The following is a 13,863-nucleotide window of genomic DNA, read 5'->3' on the forward strand; positions in this document are numbered from 1 at the left end:
AACCATAAGGTGAGGCTAGTGTTAGCAAGAATTTCCAATCCGGCCCTCCTTGCCGGATTACTGATTACCCTGCTGTTGGGCGGCTGTGTTGCCACCGGTCCCGGTAAGCAGGTCGACCTCGACAAGGCCCGTGAGACCCATATCCAGCTCGGACTGCGCTATCTGCAAAGTGGTAGCGACAACCGCGAGATGGCCCGCCATCACTTCCAGGAAGCCCTCAAGCTGGGGAAGAGAGACCCTCAGGCCCACCACGGACTCGCCCTGTTGTATCAGGCGGATGGCGAGTTGGCTGTTGCGGAGTCCCATTTCGAAAAAGCGCTGCGCTATGACCGCAGTTTTTCCATGGCCAGGGTTAATTACGGCGTTTTCCTTTACCAGCAGGAGCGGTATCAGGAGGCTCGGGAGCAGTTCAAGGTCGCCTCTGAGGACCTGACCTACAATCGTCGCTCGTATGCGCTGGCCAATCTGGGCCGCGCCGAGCTCCGATTGCACGCACTGGAGGGAGCCGAGCAGGCGTTTACCAAGGCGCTGTCGCTGAGCCCCGGCCTGCCTGTGGCGCTGCTCGAACTGGCCGAACTCAAGTTCGAGAAGCAGGATTACACCCAGGCCAAGCAATATCTGGATCGCTTCAGTGAAAAGAACCGGCAGGTGCCGCAATCCCTGTGGCTGGGAATCCGCATCGAAAAAATCTTTGGCAATCGTGACAAGGAAAGAAGTTACGCCCTGGCGTTAAAGAACCTCTTTCCCTATTCAGCGGAAACGCTGAAATATCAGCAGATGATGGCCGAAAATGAGCAGTAATAATCCGATTTCAGAGCCGGTCCAGGAGGCCGTCGATTCCGTATCCGTCGGTGACCAGTTACGCCTTGCCCGCGAGCAGGCCGGGCTGGGGATTGATGAGCTGGCGAGTCGTCTGTGCATGACGTCAGACAAGCTGGAAGCGCTGGAGCAGAACGATTTTGCCCGCCTAGCCGGTGCCACCTATGTGCGTGGTTATATTCGCAATGCGTGCAAGGAGCTGGGCCTGGATTGCGCCCCGGTGCTGGATGCCTTTGCGCAGCAGGTGCCCTCGCAGGCGGCGGTCCACGTGCCGGAAATGCCTCGCGGTGCTGTAATGCCCCGTGGCGCTCAGCAAAGCGAGGGAGGCTCACTATTTGGGCCCGCTGTGCTGGTGCTGGCCATTGCGGCCGCGGGTGGCTTCTGGTGGTTTGGCCTGCAGGGCGGAAGTACCGCGCCGGCGGTCGACCCCGCGATTGTCGAGGCAACCTCTGAGCAGAGTTTTACCACCGAGGCGAACCCGCTACCGGTGGAGGATGTCGAGCCCGAATTTGAGTCGTTTGCTGCTGAATCAGGGTCGGTTGACCAAGAACCCGTTGAGCCAAAGTCAGTTGATGAGGGCGCGGTGGAGGTTACTTCCGAGATTGAGGATCTGCCACAAACCGGTGCAGAACTGGAGGTTGCTGAAAATGCGTCTTCCGAAGCGATTGCAGAACCCGACACAGTAACTGCAGCCCAATCTGTAGTGGTTGAGCCCGCAGCGAGTCATGAGCCCGTTGCGGTCGCGGAAGCACCTGCGATCACCGCAGAGACCGCTGCAAACATCGCGCCGGGTCAGGAGCTGTCGCTGACATTCAGCGAAGAGTCCTGGGTGGAAGTAACCGATGCTACGGGCAATAAACTGCTGGCGAAGCTGCAGCCTGCCGGTTCGACCGTTGAGCTGACCGGCAAGGCACCTTTTAATCTGATGCTGGGCAATGCCGCCGCCACCACTGTCAGCTATGCCGGTGAAGTGGTGGACAGCGCCCCGCTGGGCAATCGCCGCACCCGTAAGCTCACTGTGGGCGGCTGAAGCTAAGTCGGCTTGGTCGTGCGGCGACCTCTTAGAATCGTAGCGAGCGGGTGCCTGGTGGTGCCCGCCGGAGCGCAGAAAGCGGAGTGTATGGTTAATACATGAGCATTTGACCGGGCTGGCGCACCAGCACCGCCGGGGGCCGCCAGGCACTCGCGCAGTAGATTCTATGAGGTGGCCTGTAGGTTTGCGCCCAATCTATCTATAATCTCCCCGTTTTTTTACCGTCACCCACACCCGCTTAAAGCCAACGCAGGTTCTGTTATGCAGTTCGAGTCACCCATAGTTCGCCGCGTGTCACGCCAGATCATGGTGGGCAATGTGCCGGTCGGCGGTGGTGCGCCCATCTCCGTGCAGAGCATGACCAACACCGAGACCTGCGATGTGGCCGCCACGGTGGACCAGATTCAGCGCCTGGAGAAGGCGGGCGCGGATATCGTGCGGGTGTCGGTCCCGTCCATGGAGGCTGCGGAAGCTTTCGGCGAGATTAAAAAGCAAGTGGCTGTACCGCTGGTGGCGGATATCCACTTCGACTATCGCATCGCCCTGCGTGTCGCAGACCTGGGCGTGGATTGTCTGCGCATTAATCCGGGCAATATCGGCCGTGAAAAGCGTATCCGCGCGGTGGTGGACAAGGCGCGGGATCTGAATATCCCGATCCGCATCGGCGTCAACGCCGGCTCCCTGGAAAAGGACCTGCAGAAAAAATACGGCGAACCCACACCGGATGCATTGGTGGAATCCGCTCTGCGCCACGTAGACATCCTGGACAGCCTGAACTTCCAGGACTTCAAGGTAAGCGTAAAGGCCTCGGATATTTTTATGGCCACCGCCGCCTACCGCAAACTGGCTTCCCAGATTGAGCAGCCGCTGCACCTGGGTATTACCGAAGCCGGTGGCCTGCGCTCCGGTACCGTCAAATCCGCCATCGGCCTCGGTGCCCTATTGCTGGACGGTATCGGCGATACGCTGCGCGTATCGCTCGCCGCGGATCCGGTGGAAGAAGTAAAAGTCGGCTGGGACCTGCTGAAGAGCCTGCGCCTGCGCACCAAGGGCATCAACTTTATTGCCTGCCCCAGCTGCTCGCGCCAGAACTTCGACGTGGTGAAAACCATGAACGAACTGGAAACCCGTCTCGAAGACATCACCACTCCGCTGGATGTGGCGGTGATCGGCTGTATCGTGAACGGCCCGGGCGAAGCAAAAGAGGCGGATATCGGCCTCGCCGGCGGTACCCCGAGCCACGCGATTTACGTGGATGGCCAACCGGACCGCAAATTCAAAAATGAGAACCTGGTGGAAGACCTGGAAAAACTGATCCGCGAAAAGGCCGCTGCCAAAGAGGCCCAGGAAGCGAGCATCATCGCCAAGGAAACCACCGAGTAATTTAGGCATCCCGTCATCCCGGTACCGGATCAAGTCCGGCATGACAAGGCGATCCGGGATCCAGCTCCGAAACTGGATACTGGCCTCCGCCGGTATGACGGCACAGCAGAATTTTAGATACATCGTCATCCCGGACTCGATCCGGGATCCAGCTCCGAAACTGGATACCGGCCTCCGCCGGCATGACGACAGAAAAGACGTTAAGGACACCCGTTGAAACAACTTCGCGCCATCCGCGGCATGAATGATCTGCTGCCCACCCAGTCCACGGTGTGGCAATACGTGGAAAGCACCCTCAGTGAGCTCTTCGCCCGCTACGGCTACAGCGAAATCCGCACGCCGATTCTGGAAGCGACCCAGCTGTTCGCCCGCGCCGTCGGTGAGGCCACCGACATCGTCGAAAAGGAAATGTACTCCTTCGACGACAAGAGCGGCGACAGCGTCACCATGCGCCCGGAAGGCACCGCCGGTACCGTGCGTGCGGCGATCCAGAACAACCTGCTAATTCAGCCCCAGCGCCTCTGGTACTTCGGCCCCATGTTCCGCTACGAGCGCCCGCAGAAAGGCCGCCTGCGTCAGTTCCACCAGTTTGGCGTGGAGGTGTTCGGCATTGAAGGTCCGGATATCGACGCGGAGATCCTGATGATGACCGCGCGCCTGTGGAAGCAGCTGGGCGTATCCGAGCATGTCACTCTGCAACTGAACTCCCTCGGCAACAGCGAAAGCCGTGCAGCCTTCCGCGATGCACTGGTGGAATACCTGTCTGCACGCAAGGATCAGCTGGATGAAGACAGTCAGCGCCGGCTGGACAAGAACCCGCTACGGATTCTCGACAGCAAAAACCAGGATACCCAGGCTCTGCTGGAAGGGGCCCCTTGTCTGCTGGACTTCCTCGACGACGAATCCCGCGCGCATTTCGACCAGCTGCGCGGCTTCCTGGATGCGGCCGGCGTAACCTATGAAGTGAATCCGCGCCTGGTGCGCGGTCTCGACTACTATGGCAAGACGGTTTTCGAATGGGTGACCGATAGCCTCGGCGCCCAGGGCACCGTCTGTGCCGGCGGCCGCTACGACGGCCTGGTGGAACAGATGGGCGGCAAACCCACCCCGGCAGTAGGTTTCGGCCTCGGTGTGGAGCGCCTGGTGCTGTTACTGGAAACCCTGGAAGTGCTGCCAGACACCCTGGATCAGCAGGTGGATGCCTATCTGGTGGCCGTGGGTGATGTACAATCAGCCGCCCTGGCCGCGGCCGAGCAGCTGCGCAGTGATCTGCCCTGGTTGCGCCTGCAGACCCACTGTGGTGGCGGCAGCTTCAAGAGCCAGATGAAGAAGGCCGACAAGAGCAATGCGGATTACGCACTGATCATCGGCGAAGACGAGGCGGCTGCGGGGCAGGTGACGGTTAAGTCCCTGCGCGCAGAGGTCGAGCAGCAGACCGTTGCGGTCTCCGAGCTCGCGGCGCTTTTGCAGAATTAATCTGCCGCGAACGGGTATTGGCCCGCGTCGCGCAGAAGATAAAAGATCAACGTTTCAAGACCTGGTATCGGGAATAAGGCAAATAACAAATGGCAGACCATCTGACAGAAGAAGAACAGATTGAATCCATCAAGCGCTGGTGGAAAGAAAATGGTACCGGCATCGTAACCGGCGTTGTACTGGCGCTGACTGCCTACTTCGGCTGGCAGTGGTGGCAGGGAAAAGAGCGCGGTGATGCAGAGGCGGCGTCCAATGTGTACCAGAGCTTTGTAGATGCCGTTTCCGCCAATGAGGGCAACCCGGATAACAAGCAACTCACCACTGCCCAGTCCCTCGCCCGCGAGCTGAAAGACGACTACGCCAAGCGTATCTACGCCACCCAGGCCTCCCTGGAACTGGCGGCACTGGCGGCGAAAGAAAATGATCTGGAAGCGGCGGCCAAAGAATTGCAGTGGGCGCTGGATAACTCCAGTGACGAGGCTCTGAAACTGGTGGCCAAACGCCGCCTTGCGGCGGTGAAAGCCGCTCGCGGTGAAACCGATGAAGCATTAAAGCTGTTGGACGGTGATGTTCCGCCGGCATTTGCCTCTCTCTATGCTGAGACCCGCGGCGATATCCTGGTACAGCAGGGCGAGAAAGAAGCCGCCCGCGCGGCCTATCAGGAAGCGCGCGCGCAAATCCTGCCTGAGCAGGCCGCCAACACCCGTCTGCTGGACCTGAAAATCGAAAGTCTCGGCGAAGTGCCGCAAACAGATGAAACCAAGGACGCCGCACCGGTGTCTGAATCCGACAACGATTCAGACAATGCAGAAATGGAGAACAACGCGCAATGATAAGCACGTACACCGGTAACCGCTTCGCGGCGGGCAAGACACTCAACCGATTTCTTGCCGTGGCCCTGGCCGCGATGATCAGTGCCTGTGCTTCCAATGATGAAAAGGAAGACACAGACCCGGTGGAGCTCACTGAGATCCATGAAAGTGTAAAACTGCGCGAAGTGTGGTCCACCAATATCGGTGATATTGATGCTCTTCGCTACGCCATGCTGAAGCCCGGCATCATCGACGGAAAGATCATTGCGGCCAACAGCGATGGCGATGTGTACGCTCTGGATCGCGCCACTGGCAAGCGCCTGTGGAAAACCGATGTGGATCAATCCATTGGTGGTGGTGTAGGGGTTGGCCTGGGTTTGGCAGTGGTCGCGGATTTCCGCGGACGTGTAGTGGCGCTGGACCTGAACACCGGTGAACAGCGCTGGAATACCCAGCTCAGCAGCGAAGTCGTTGCAACTCCTGCTGTTGGCGCCGGTATGGTGGTGGTACAAACCGTCGACGGCAAGCTCCTCGGGCTGGACGCCAGCACGGGTGAGCAGCGCTGGCGCCACAATACCGCATTGCCGGTATTGACCCTGCGCGGTACCTCCAGCCCGGTAATTACCGGTGGCGTGGTGTTCGCCGGCCTGGATAATGGCAAGTTGATTGCGCTGAGCGCCACAGATGGTCTTACTCGCTGGGAACAGCGAGTGGCCATTCCTCAGGGTTCTGCAGAACTGGAGCGCGTTGTGGATATCGACGGCGCGCCGCTGGTGCGTGGTGAGCTGGTGTTCGCTGCCAGCTACCAGGGCCGCGTGGTTGCCCTGTCCCGTGAAGATGGCCGTGGCCTCTGGGCCCGTGACGCCTCCACCAACCATGGTGTGGCAGTGGGCGCCGGCCAGGTATTCCTGAGCGGTGCCGACGGCAGTGTCCACGCCTACAATGTGGGTAATGGACAGATTCAATGGACCAACAGCGAGCTGCTGCGCCGTGAGCTGAGTGGCCCCGCGTATTTTGGTGATGTGGTGGTTGTAGGTGACCTGGACGGTTACCTCCACGCCCTGGATCCAAACACCGGCCGCTTCGTGGGTCGCACCCGCATCGACCGCGATCCGATCCGTATTCCACTGCTGGCGGACGGCGATCTGCTGTTCGCCCTGTCCGACGACGGTGAGCTGGCCGCCCTCCGCCTGGAGCGCTGATTTCGAATCTCGTCCTACCGACGAATTCGTCATACCGGTACCGGATTGAGTCCGGCATGACAAAGCGATCCGGTACCCGGTGCCTCGGCGCGGGTCCAGAATCCGTACTGGATCCCGGGTCGAGCCCGGGAAGACGACGACAAAACCACACCGGTTTTAAACAATCGCCCGCATTCTGCGGGCGTTCGTATTTCTGGTCGGGCCCAAAACAACCCGCCAGTTTTTGAGTATATTTGAATTATGTTGCCTGTAATCGCCCTGGTAGGGCGCCCCAATGTGGGTAAATCCACCCTGTTCAATCGCCTGACCAAGAGCCGTGATGCCCTTGTAGCCAACTACGCCGGTCTCACCCGCGACCGCAAATACGGCGAGGCCGAATTCGAAGGCCACAAAATGATCCTGGTGGACACCGGTGGTATCAGTGGTGGTGAAGAAGGTATCGACGCCGCCATGGCCCAGCAATCCATGCAGGCCATCGAGGAAGCGGACTTCGTCCTGTTTATGGTGGATTGTCGCGCCGGTTTGACCCCTGCGGATGACATGATCGCCGAGCGCCTGCGTACCCGCTCCAAGCCCACCATTCTCGTGGCTAACAAGGTAGACGGGGTAAACCCGGATATCGCCTTGGCGCCGTTCTACGAGCTGGGTATTGGCGAGCTCTTCCCCACTACCGCCACTCACGGTCGCGGTGTGCGCTCCCTGATGGAGCGGTTAGTAGGTGACCTGCCAGAACCTCCGGAAGAAGAGCAGCCCGACGAAGCCACCGGTATCAAGATCGGAATCGTCGGCCGCCCCAATGTGGGCAAGTCCACCCTGGTAAACCGCCTGTTGGGTGAAGATCGCGTCGTCGTTTTCGACCAGCCCGGTACCACCCGGGATAGCGTGTATATCAACTACACCCGCGATGAAAAGCCCTACACCATCATCGATACCGCAGGTATCCGCCGGCGTAAAAACGTCAAGGAATCCGTGGAGAAGTTCTCCATCGTCAAAACCCTGCAGGCGGTGGAAGACGCCAACGTCGTGGTGCTGGTGATCGACGCCAGTGAAGGCCTGGTGGATCAGGACCTGCACCTGATGGGTACCGTCATCCAGTCCGGCCGCGCACTGGTTGTGGCTCTGAACAAGTGGGACGGTCTGGACCCGGATCATCGCGACTTTGTTAAAACCGAACTGGAGCGCCGCCTGCGCTTTGTTGACTTTGCGGATATTCACTTTATTTCCGCATTGCACGGCACCGGTGTGGGCAACCTGTACCAGTCCATTGAGGCCGCATACCAGTCCGCCACCGACAAGCTCTCCACCAACCACCTGACGCGTATCCTGCAGTGGGCGGTAAGCGAGCACCAACCACCGCTGGTCAACGGCCACCGCATCAAACTGCGCTACGCCCACGCCGGTGGCCAGAATCCACCGGTGATCGTGATCCACGGTAACCAGACCGCGCAGGTGCCCAATCATTACGTCCGCTATCTGGAAAAGACCTACCGCAAAGCTCTGGACCTGCACGGCACGCCGGTGAAAATTGAATTCCGCACCGGTGACAACCCCTACGCGGGTAAGAAAAACAAACTGAGCGACCGCCAGAAAGCCAAGAAGCGCCGCCTGATGAAGTTCGTGAAGAAAAAGAAATAAGTACGATTCGGTTGAAGCGGCGCAGGGGCGCCGCAATACCCTTTAGGTAAGGGCAGAGAAATCAGCCTGAGACTAAAATAGCGGGCACAAACTTCGATGCTAAGGCGCAGCTAGCTGGTGCATATTTATCAGCTAGCTGCGCCGCCCACTAACTTGCCGGCAACCACAAGGAAAGGGCCCCAAATGCTAAATCTCAAGAATCCTGACCTCCTACGCAAACAATCCTACATCAACGGCCAATGGCTGGATGCGGACTCCGGCAACACTCTGGATGTCACCAACCCGGCTACCGGCGAAACCGTCGCCACCATCGCCAGCCTCGGCGCCGATGAAACCCGCCGTGCTATCGAGGCCGCCAACGCAGCCTGGCCCGCCTGGCGCGAACTCACCGTCAAACAGCGTGCAAAAGTCCTGCGCGACTGGTACAACCTGATTATCGAAAACGTCGACGATCTGGCCGCGATTCTCACCGCAGAGCAGGGCAAACCCCTCGCGGAAGCCAAAACCGAAATCACCTACGGCGCCAACTATCTGGAATGGTTTTCCGAGGAAGCCAAGCGCGCTTACGGCGATGTGATCGCGCCGCCATCCAAAGACAAACGCATCGTTGCCATCAAACAGCCGGTTGGCGTCACCGCATCGATCACCCCATGGAATTTCCCCAGCGCTATGATCGCGCGCAAGGTCGCCCCGGCACTCGCCGCCGGTTGTACCTTTATCGCCAAGCCCGCGTCGGAAACCCCTTTGTCTGCCCTGGCCCTCGCCGTGCTCGCAGAAAAAGCTGGCGTCCCCAAAGGTGTATTCAATGTGGTGGTAGGTAAAAGCTCCCGGGAAATTGGCGGTGAGATGACGTCCAACCCGCTGGTGCGGAAATTTACCTTCACCGGCTCCACCGCAGTAGGTAAGCAACTGGAAGCCCAGTGTGCCGAGACCATGAAGAAAACCTCCATGGAGCTCGGTGGCAATGCACCGTTTATCGTATTCGACGATGCGGATATCGATGAAGCCGTAAAAGGCGCCATCGTCTGTAAATACCGCAACGCCGGCCAAACCTGCGTGTGCGCCAACCGCATTCTGGTGCAGGAAGGCGTGTACGAAGAATTCGCGAAAAAATTCTCCGCCGCGGTTAATGAATTGAAAATGGGCAATGGCGCGGAAGAGGGCATCGAAGTCGGCCCCATGATCAACTCGGGTGCCGTAGACGATGTAAAAGCCCTTGTGGAAGATGCCCTGAGCAAAGGCGCCAAAGCCCTGATCGACGGCGGCCCCAGCGAAATGGGTGAGTGCTTCTTTACCCCCACCGTACTGGCGGACGCCGATGACACCATGCGCCTGTTCAAAGAAGAAATTTTCGGCCCGGTCGCGCCCCTGTTCAAATTCAAAACCGAACAGGAAGCCATCCAGATGGCCAACGACACCGAGTTCGGTCTCGCTTCGTATTTCTACTCAAGAGATATAGGCCGTATCTGGCGCGTCGCCGAAGGCCTGGAGTACGGCATGGTCGGTATCAACGAAGGCATCATTTCCAATGAAATGGCCCCCTTCGGTGGCATCAAGGAGTCCGGCAGCGGCCGCGAAGGTTCCAAGTACGGCATCGACGACTACCTGGAAATCAAATACCTGTGTATGGGTGGTATCTAGCGCTCGTCATACCCGCGCGTCATGCCGGCGAATGCCGGTATCCAGAGCATTGGCACCGAGGCCGCTTCGTACCACCAACACTGGATCCCGGATCGCTTTGTCATGCCGGACTCGATCCGGTAACGGGATGACGTACAAAATAGAATGAACATTACTCCCATCGCCACCACCCACTCCTGCTTCACGGAAAAATTCGGCATCCCCCGCCAGCCCCTGCTGGCGGATGCCAGCCGCGCATCCATCGAACTGCTGCCACCCTACAACGACCCCGAAGCCGTCGTTGGCCTGGAACAGCACAGCCACCTGTGGCTCACCTGGCAATTCCACCAGGTCGCCGGCCAATGGTCCCCCAAAGTGCGTCCACCGCGCCTCGGCGGTAACAAAAAAATCGGTGTGTTCGCCACGCGCTCACCATTCCGTCCAAACAATATTGGTTTGTCGGTAGTTCGCCTGATCGAAGTTCGGGTGGCGGATGAAAAAGCGGGCACCAAAGTCGAACTGATCGTCGCCGGCGCCGACTTGCTAAACGGCACCCCGATTCTGGATATCAAGCCCTATATTCCCTATGCCGACAGCGTACCGAATGCCTCCAGCGAACTGGCCGAATCAGCGCCTCCTGCCGTCAATGTAACTATCCCCGCCGATATTCGTTCCTCTGCCAAAAACTATCGCGACGTCTGGGGAACAGATTTGCTGGAATTGATTACTCAAGTACTCGCACAAGACCCCAAGCCTGCCTATCAAAAGCCAGACCCCGAGCGGGTTTACGGTATGGAGCTGTGTGGATTCAACCTGCAATGGCGTTACGAAGGTCATGACATTCAGGTCGTGGGGCTCAGCGTATTGTCCGAGAGTGTAGAGCGATGAGTGCGAAACGGGTAATCTGGTCACTGGCCAAATTTATTCTTTTAGCCGCGCTAGTGGTTACCGCCGTCTCTTGGTACCACAGCCGCAATATGCCCAAAGGCCTGGCTCCGGAACTCATCGCCCCAGACATCAACGGCCTGCCCATCAACCTGCAGAAGATGACCCAACAAGGCCCGGTACTCATCTACTTCTGGGCAACCTGGTGCGGCTACTGCCGTGTCGTCTCCCCGGCAGTTTCCGAGTTATCCACAAACCACCAGGTAATCACTATCGCCCTACAGTCCGGCACCCCGGATGAAGTGGCCAACTACCAGCAAAAACACAACCTTAACTTCCGTACCATCAACGACCCCGCCGGTGCCCTCAGTGCAAGCTGGGGCCTACAGGTAACCCCGACCATTGCGATTGTAGATACAGAAGGAAAGGTCAGCACAGTGACCTCGGGGATGACATCAAGACTCGGGCTCAAAGCCAGACTCTGGCTAGCCAACTGAGTTGCGCGAACCCGTCACGCCGGAATCGATCCACTATCGTCATGCCGGACTTGATCCTCTCTCGTCATGCCGGACTTGATCCGGCATCCAGCTCCTCAGACCCTCCCGGCCACACTGGATCCCGGGTCAAGCCCGGGATGACGAGGCGGTCTCAATGCCGCGTCTTGCTAGGATCCAAATCCTCACTCATCACATCATCAAACACCGGCTGCCCCGGAATCTTGTGCCCCTCGCTGGCCCACTCACCGAGGTCAATCAGTTTACAGCGCTCACAGCAAAACGGCCGGTAAGGATTGGAGGAGCTCCACTCCATCGGCTTTTTGCAGGTGGGGCAGGCTACGGTGGGTTTGTCGGAATGAGAATCGGGGGAAGGACGGTCAGACATAAGAACAGCTATTGCGACGACTATTGAGAGTGGGTGGCCAGTTGAAGGTACTTCTGGTGAAGCGTATCCACCTGGGCGTGTAGGGATTCAAGTGAGCCGCTATTATCCAGAATATCGTCCGCCCTTGCACATCGCTCTTGTCGCGACATTTGCGCAGCCATGATTTTGCGGATCTGATCCACGGAGTTGGCATCCCGCGCACTGGCGCGTTGCAGCTGCAGCACTTCCGGGATATCCACAACGCAAACTCGTTGCACCAGCTCAGACTGGCTGGTCTCCAGGAGCAGCGGGGTTTCAAAAATGGCATAGGGCGCGGAGTGGGTTTCTGAACTGGCGGCCAGAGAGGAAATGATTTCCTCTCTAATCAGCGGGTGAGTCAGTTGTTCCAACCAGCGTCGTTCTTCGGGGTTGTCGAACACCAGCTTGCGTAGCGCGGCCCGATCCAGCCCACCTTGGGGCAAGATCACTTCCGAACCAAAGTGCACCGCAATGGCATCCAGCGCCGGCCGCCCAGGCTCAACCACCACCCGTGCCGCTTGATCCGCATCCACCACATTGACCTCGTGGTGCCGGAAACGAGCCGCCGCTGCGGATTTGCCACTGCCAATTCCACCTGTCAGGCCAACAATAAACATGTGCGCGCTCACCCTCTACGTGCGTGCTTTCAAGATTGCTGGAGCTCTAGCGCAATGGAGCACTGCGAGCACAATTAAGCGTGAGCCACGAGCGGTATAGAATATTCCATAAGGAAAGCGGTGGATTAGAAGGCGGCGAATGTCTTTGTGTACACACGGGACTATGCTGAATTCTCGAAAACCCCTCCTCAACACAAAGCAAGAAATCCGGCCCCAAGCCGTCGCGGCACTCTTCGTAAAACTCGTACGCGTTAGTCAAATCCGCCTCAGCAACAGGGCGGATATAAAGTGAATATGCCACTACTTTCGAGTAATACGAGCTTTGACAGACTCCCAATCTGAGCCAGGGTTGCTATCTACTTCGTAAGCGGCAAGCCGGGCATCGAGTACACCTCTCTGGGCCTGACTCAATTCAATTTTGTTTTGTTCTGCAAGCACACTTTCCCACAGCTCCTGTGCCAGAACTATGCGTTCACTAACACTAAGTTGTTGAATTTCCACAGGTTTCTCCACTCGCTGTATGGTTGGGTAAATTATATACCGATTAGTAATCTTACCCTAACCTCCTCTTGCAAGAGGTCGCAGAGCCATTCCGCTAGGTATTTAGACCAGAAACACGGAAATACCACCCCATAATCTGCTCACCCCACAACATGGCAATCCACGCCGCGCCGGCAAGGTAGGGGCCAAAGGCGATAGGCAGATTCTTGTCACGCCCGGAAATCAAGGTCCAGGTAATACCTGCCAGAGCGCCAACTGCCGCAGAAAGCAGAATCACCAACGGCAATACCTGCCAGCCAAACCAGGCCCCGATCGCTGCGAGAATTTTGAAATCCCCGGCGCCCATGCCTTCCTTACCGGTTACCAGTTTAAACACGTGGAACACGCTCCACAGGGCAAGGTAACCGGCAATCGCCCCAATCACCGCATCCTGAAGCGGAGCAAAAACTCCCCACAGGTTAATCAGCAGGCCTGCCCACAATAGTGGCAAGGTGATGCTGTCTGGCAGAAGCTGCTTGTCAAAATCAATCCCGGTCAGTGCCACCAGCGCCCAGGTAAAAAACACCCCTGCCAACGCCTGCCAGGTAAAGCCCAGCTGCCAGACAACCACGGCAGTGAGAATGCCAGTGACAAGCTCTACCAGTGGATAACGCTTGGAAATACGAATGCCACAGTTACTGCATTTCCCGCGCAGTAACAGGTAGCTGATGATAGGGATGTTCTGCCAGGGCTTAATTTCTTGATTACAGCCAGGGCAGTGTGAGTTTGGGAGAACCAGGTTATATTTTTGATCGAGTAGCTTCTTATCTTCAGGTGAAGGTGTTTTTTCAAAGTAGGCGTAGAAATCTCGCTGGTATTCCCGCTCCATCATAATGGGGAGGCGGTGGATAACCACATTGAGGAAGCTGCCGATTAGCAGGCCTAAAACAAAAGCGCTGCTAATTAGCAGCGCTGGGTGAGAAATCAGTATTTCGGTCATT

14 protein-coding genes are annotated in these 13,863 nt (G+C 57.9%); 10 read left to right on the forward strand and 4 right to left on the reverse strand.

Annotated features, from left to right (window positions below; translation table 11 throughout):
• Window positions 1–18 precede the first annotated feature (18 nt).
• From pilW to ACYX4K_RS02695, 10 genes are all read left to right on the forward strand, one after another.
• Window positions 19–801: a type IV pilus biogenesis/stability protein PilW gene (pilW, locus tag ACYX4K_RS02650; RefSeq protein ID WP_475093653.1), complete on the forward strand. Its 783-nt coding sequence runs from the start codon at window positions 19–21 to the stop codon at window positions 799–801.
• The gene (locus tag ACYX4K_RS02655) at window positions 791–1,849 is read left to right on the forward strand and encodes a RodZ domain-containing protein (RefSeq protein ID WP_475093652.1); all 1,059 of its coding nucleotides are present in this window, start codon (window positions 791–793) and stop codon (window positions 1,847–1,849) included. The genes pilW and ACYX4K_RS02655 overlap by 11 nt, the downstream gene beginning before the upstream one ends.
• 264 nt (window positions 1,850–2,113) lie before the next feature.
• The gene (gene ispG / locus ACYX4K_RS02660) at window positions 2,114–3,235 is read left to right on the forward strand and encodes a flavodoxin-dependent (E)-4-hydroxy-3-methylbut-2-enyl-diphosphate synthase (protein ID WP_475093651.1); all 1,122 of its coding nucleotides are present in this window, start codon (window positions 2,114–2,116) and stop codon (window positions 3,233–3,235) included.
• A gap of 213 nt (window positions 3,236–3,448) precedes the next feature.
• A complete protein-coding gene (hisS, locus tag ACYX4K_RS02665) occupies window positions 3,449–4,711 on the forward strand; it encodes a histidine--tRNA ligase (protein WP_475093650.1) in 1,263 nt (420 codons plus the stop codon).
• An 89-nt stretch (window positions 4,712–4,800) separates the two neighbouring features.
• Entirely contained in the window at window positions 4,801–5,544 is a 744-nt protein-coding gene (locus ACYX4K_RS02670) for a YfgM family protein (RefSeq protein ID WP_475093649.1), read from the forward strand.
• The gene (bamB, locus tag ACYX4K_RS02675; RefSeq protein WP_475093648.1) at window positions 5,541–6,725 is read left to right on the forward strand and encodes an outer membrane protein assembly factor BamB; all 1,185 of its coding nucleotides are present in this window, start codon (window positions 5,541–5,543) and stop codon (window positions 6,723–6,725) included. Before ACYX4K_RS02670 ends, bamB begins: the two co-directional genes overlap by 4 nt.
• Before the next feature lie 240 nt (window positions 6,726–6,965).
• The gene (gene der / locus ACYX4K_RS02680) at window positions 6,966–8,360 is read left to right on the forward strand and encodes a ribosome biogenesis GTPase Der (RefSeq protein WP_475093647.1); all 1,395 of its coding nucleotides are present in this window, start codon (window positions 6,966–6,968) and stop codon (window positions 8,358–8,360) included.
• A 183-nt stretch (window positions 8,361–8,543) separates the two neighbouring features.
• Entirely contained in the window at window positions 8,544–10,001 is a 1,458-nt protein-coding gene (locus ACYX4K_RS02685) for an NAD-dependent succinate-semialdehyde dehydrogenase (protein WP_475093646.1), read from the forward strand.
• A 144-nt stretch (window positions 10,002–10,145) separates the two neighbouring features.
• Complete coding sequence (gene tsaA / locus ACYX4K_RS02690) at window positions 10,146–10,868, forward strand: tRNA (N6-threonylcarbamoyladenosine(37)-N6)-methyltransferase TrmO (protein WP_475093645.1); 723 nt, start codon at window positions 10,146–10,148, stop codon at window positions 10,866–10,868.
• Window positions 10,865–11,362 carry a protein disulfide oxidoreductase gene (locus tag ACYX4K_RS02695; RefSeq protein WP_475093644.1) on the forward strand — a complete coding sequence of 166 codons (498 nt, stop codon included), beginning with the start codon at window positions 10,865–10,867 and terminating at the stop codon, window positions 11,360–11,362. The genes tsaA and ACYX4K_RS02695 overlap by 4 nt, the downstream gene beginning before the upstream one ends.
• A 151-nt stretch (window positions 11,363–11,513) precedes the next feature.
• Here ACYX4K_RS02695 and yacG read toward each other — a convergent pair whose 3' ends face one another.
• The 4 genes from yacG to ACYX4K_RS02715 all read right to left on the reverse strand — a co-directional run bounded on the left by yacG (window position 11,514) and on the right by ACYX4K_RS02715 (window position 13,862).
• Complete coding sequence (gene yacG, locus ACYX4K_RS02700; protein ID WP_475093643.1) at window positions 11,514–11,747, reverse strand: DNA gyrase inhibitor YacG; 234 nt, start codon at window positions 11,745–11,747, stop codon at window positions 11,514–11,516.
• A 20-nt stretch (window positions 11,748–11,767) separates the two neighbouring features.
• Entirely contained in the window at window positions 11,768–12,382 is a 615-nt protein-coding gene (gene coaE / locus ACYX4K_RS02705; protein ID WP_475093642.1) for a dephospho-CoA kinase, read from the reverse strand.
• 300 nt (window positions 12,383–12,682) lie between these two features.
• On the reverse strand, window positions 12,683–12,883 hold the full coding sequence (locus ACYX4K_RS02710; RefSeq protein WP_475093641.1) for an addiction module protein: 201 nt from the start codon (window positions 12,881–12,883) through the stop codon (window positions 12,683–12,685).
• Between the two features lie 94 nt (window positions 12,884–12,977).
• Complete coding sequence (locus ACYX4K_RS02715) at window positions 12,978–13,862, reverse strand: prepilin peptidase (RefSeq protein ID WP_475093640.1); 885 nt, start codon at window positions 13,860–13,862, stop codon at window positions 12,978–12,980.
• Window position 13,863 lies beyond the last annotated feature (1 nt).

The organism is Microbulbifer sp. ABF4_107, from assembly GCF_056312215.1.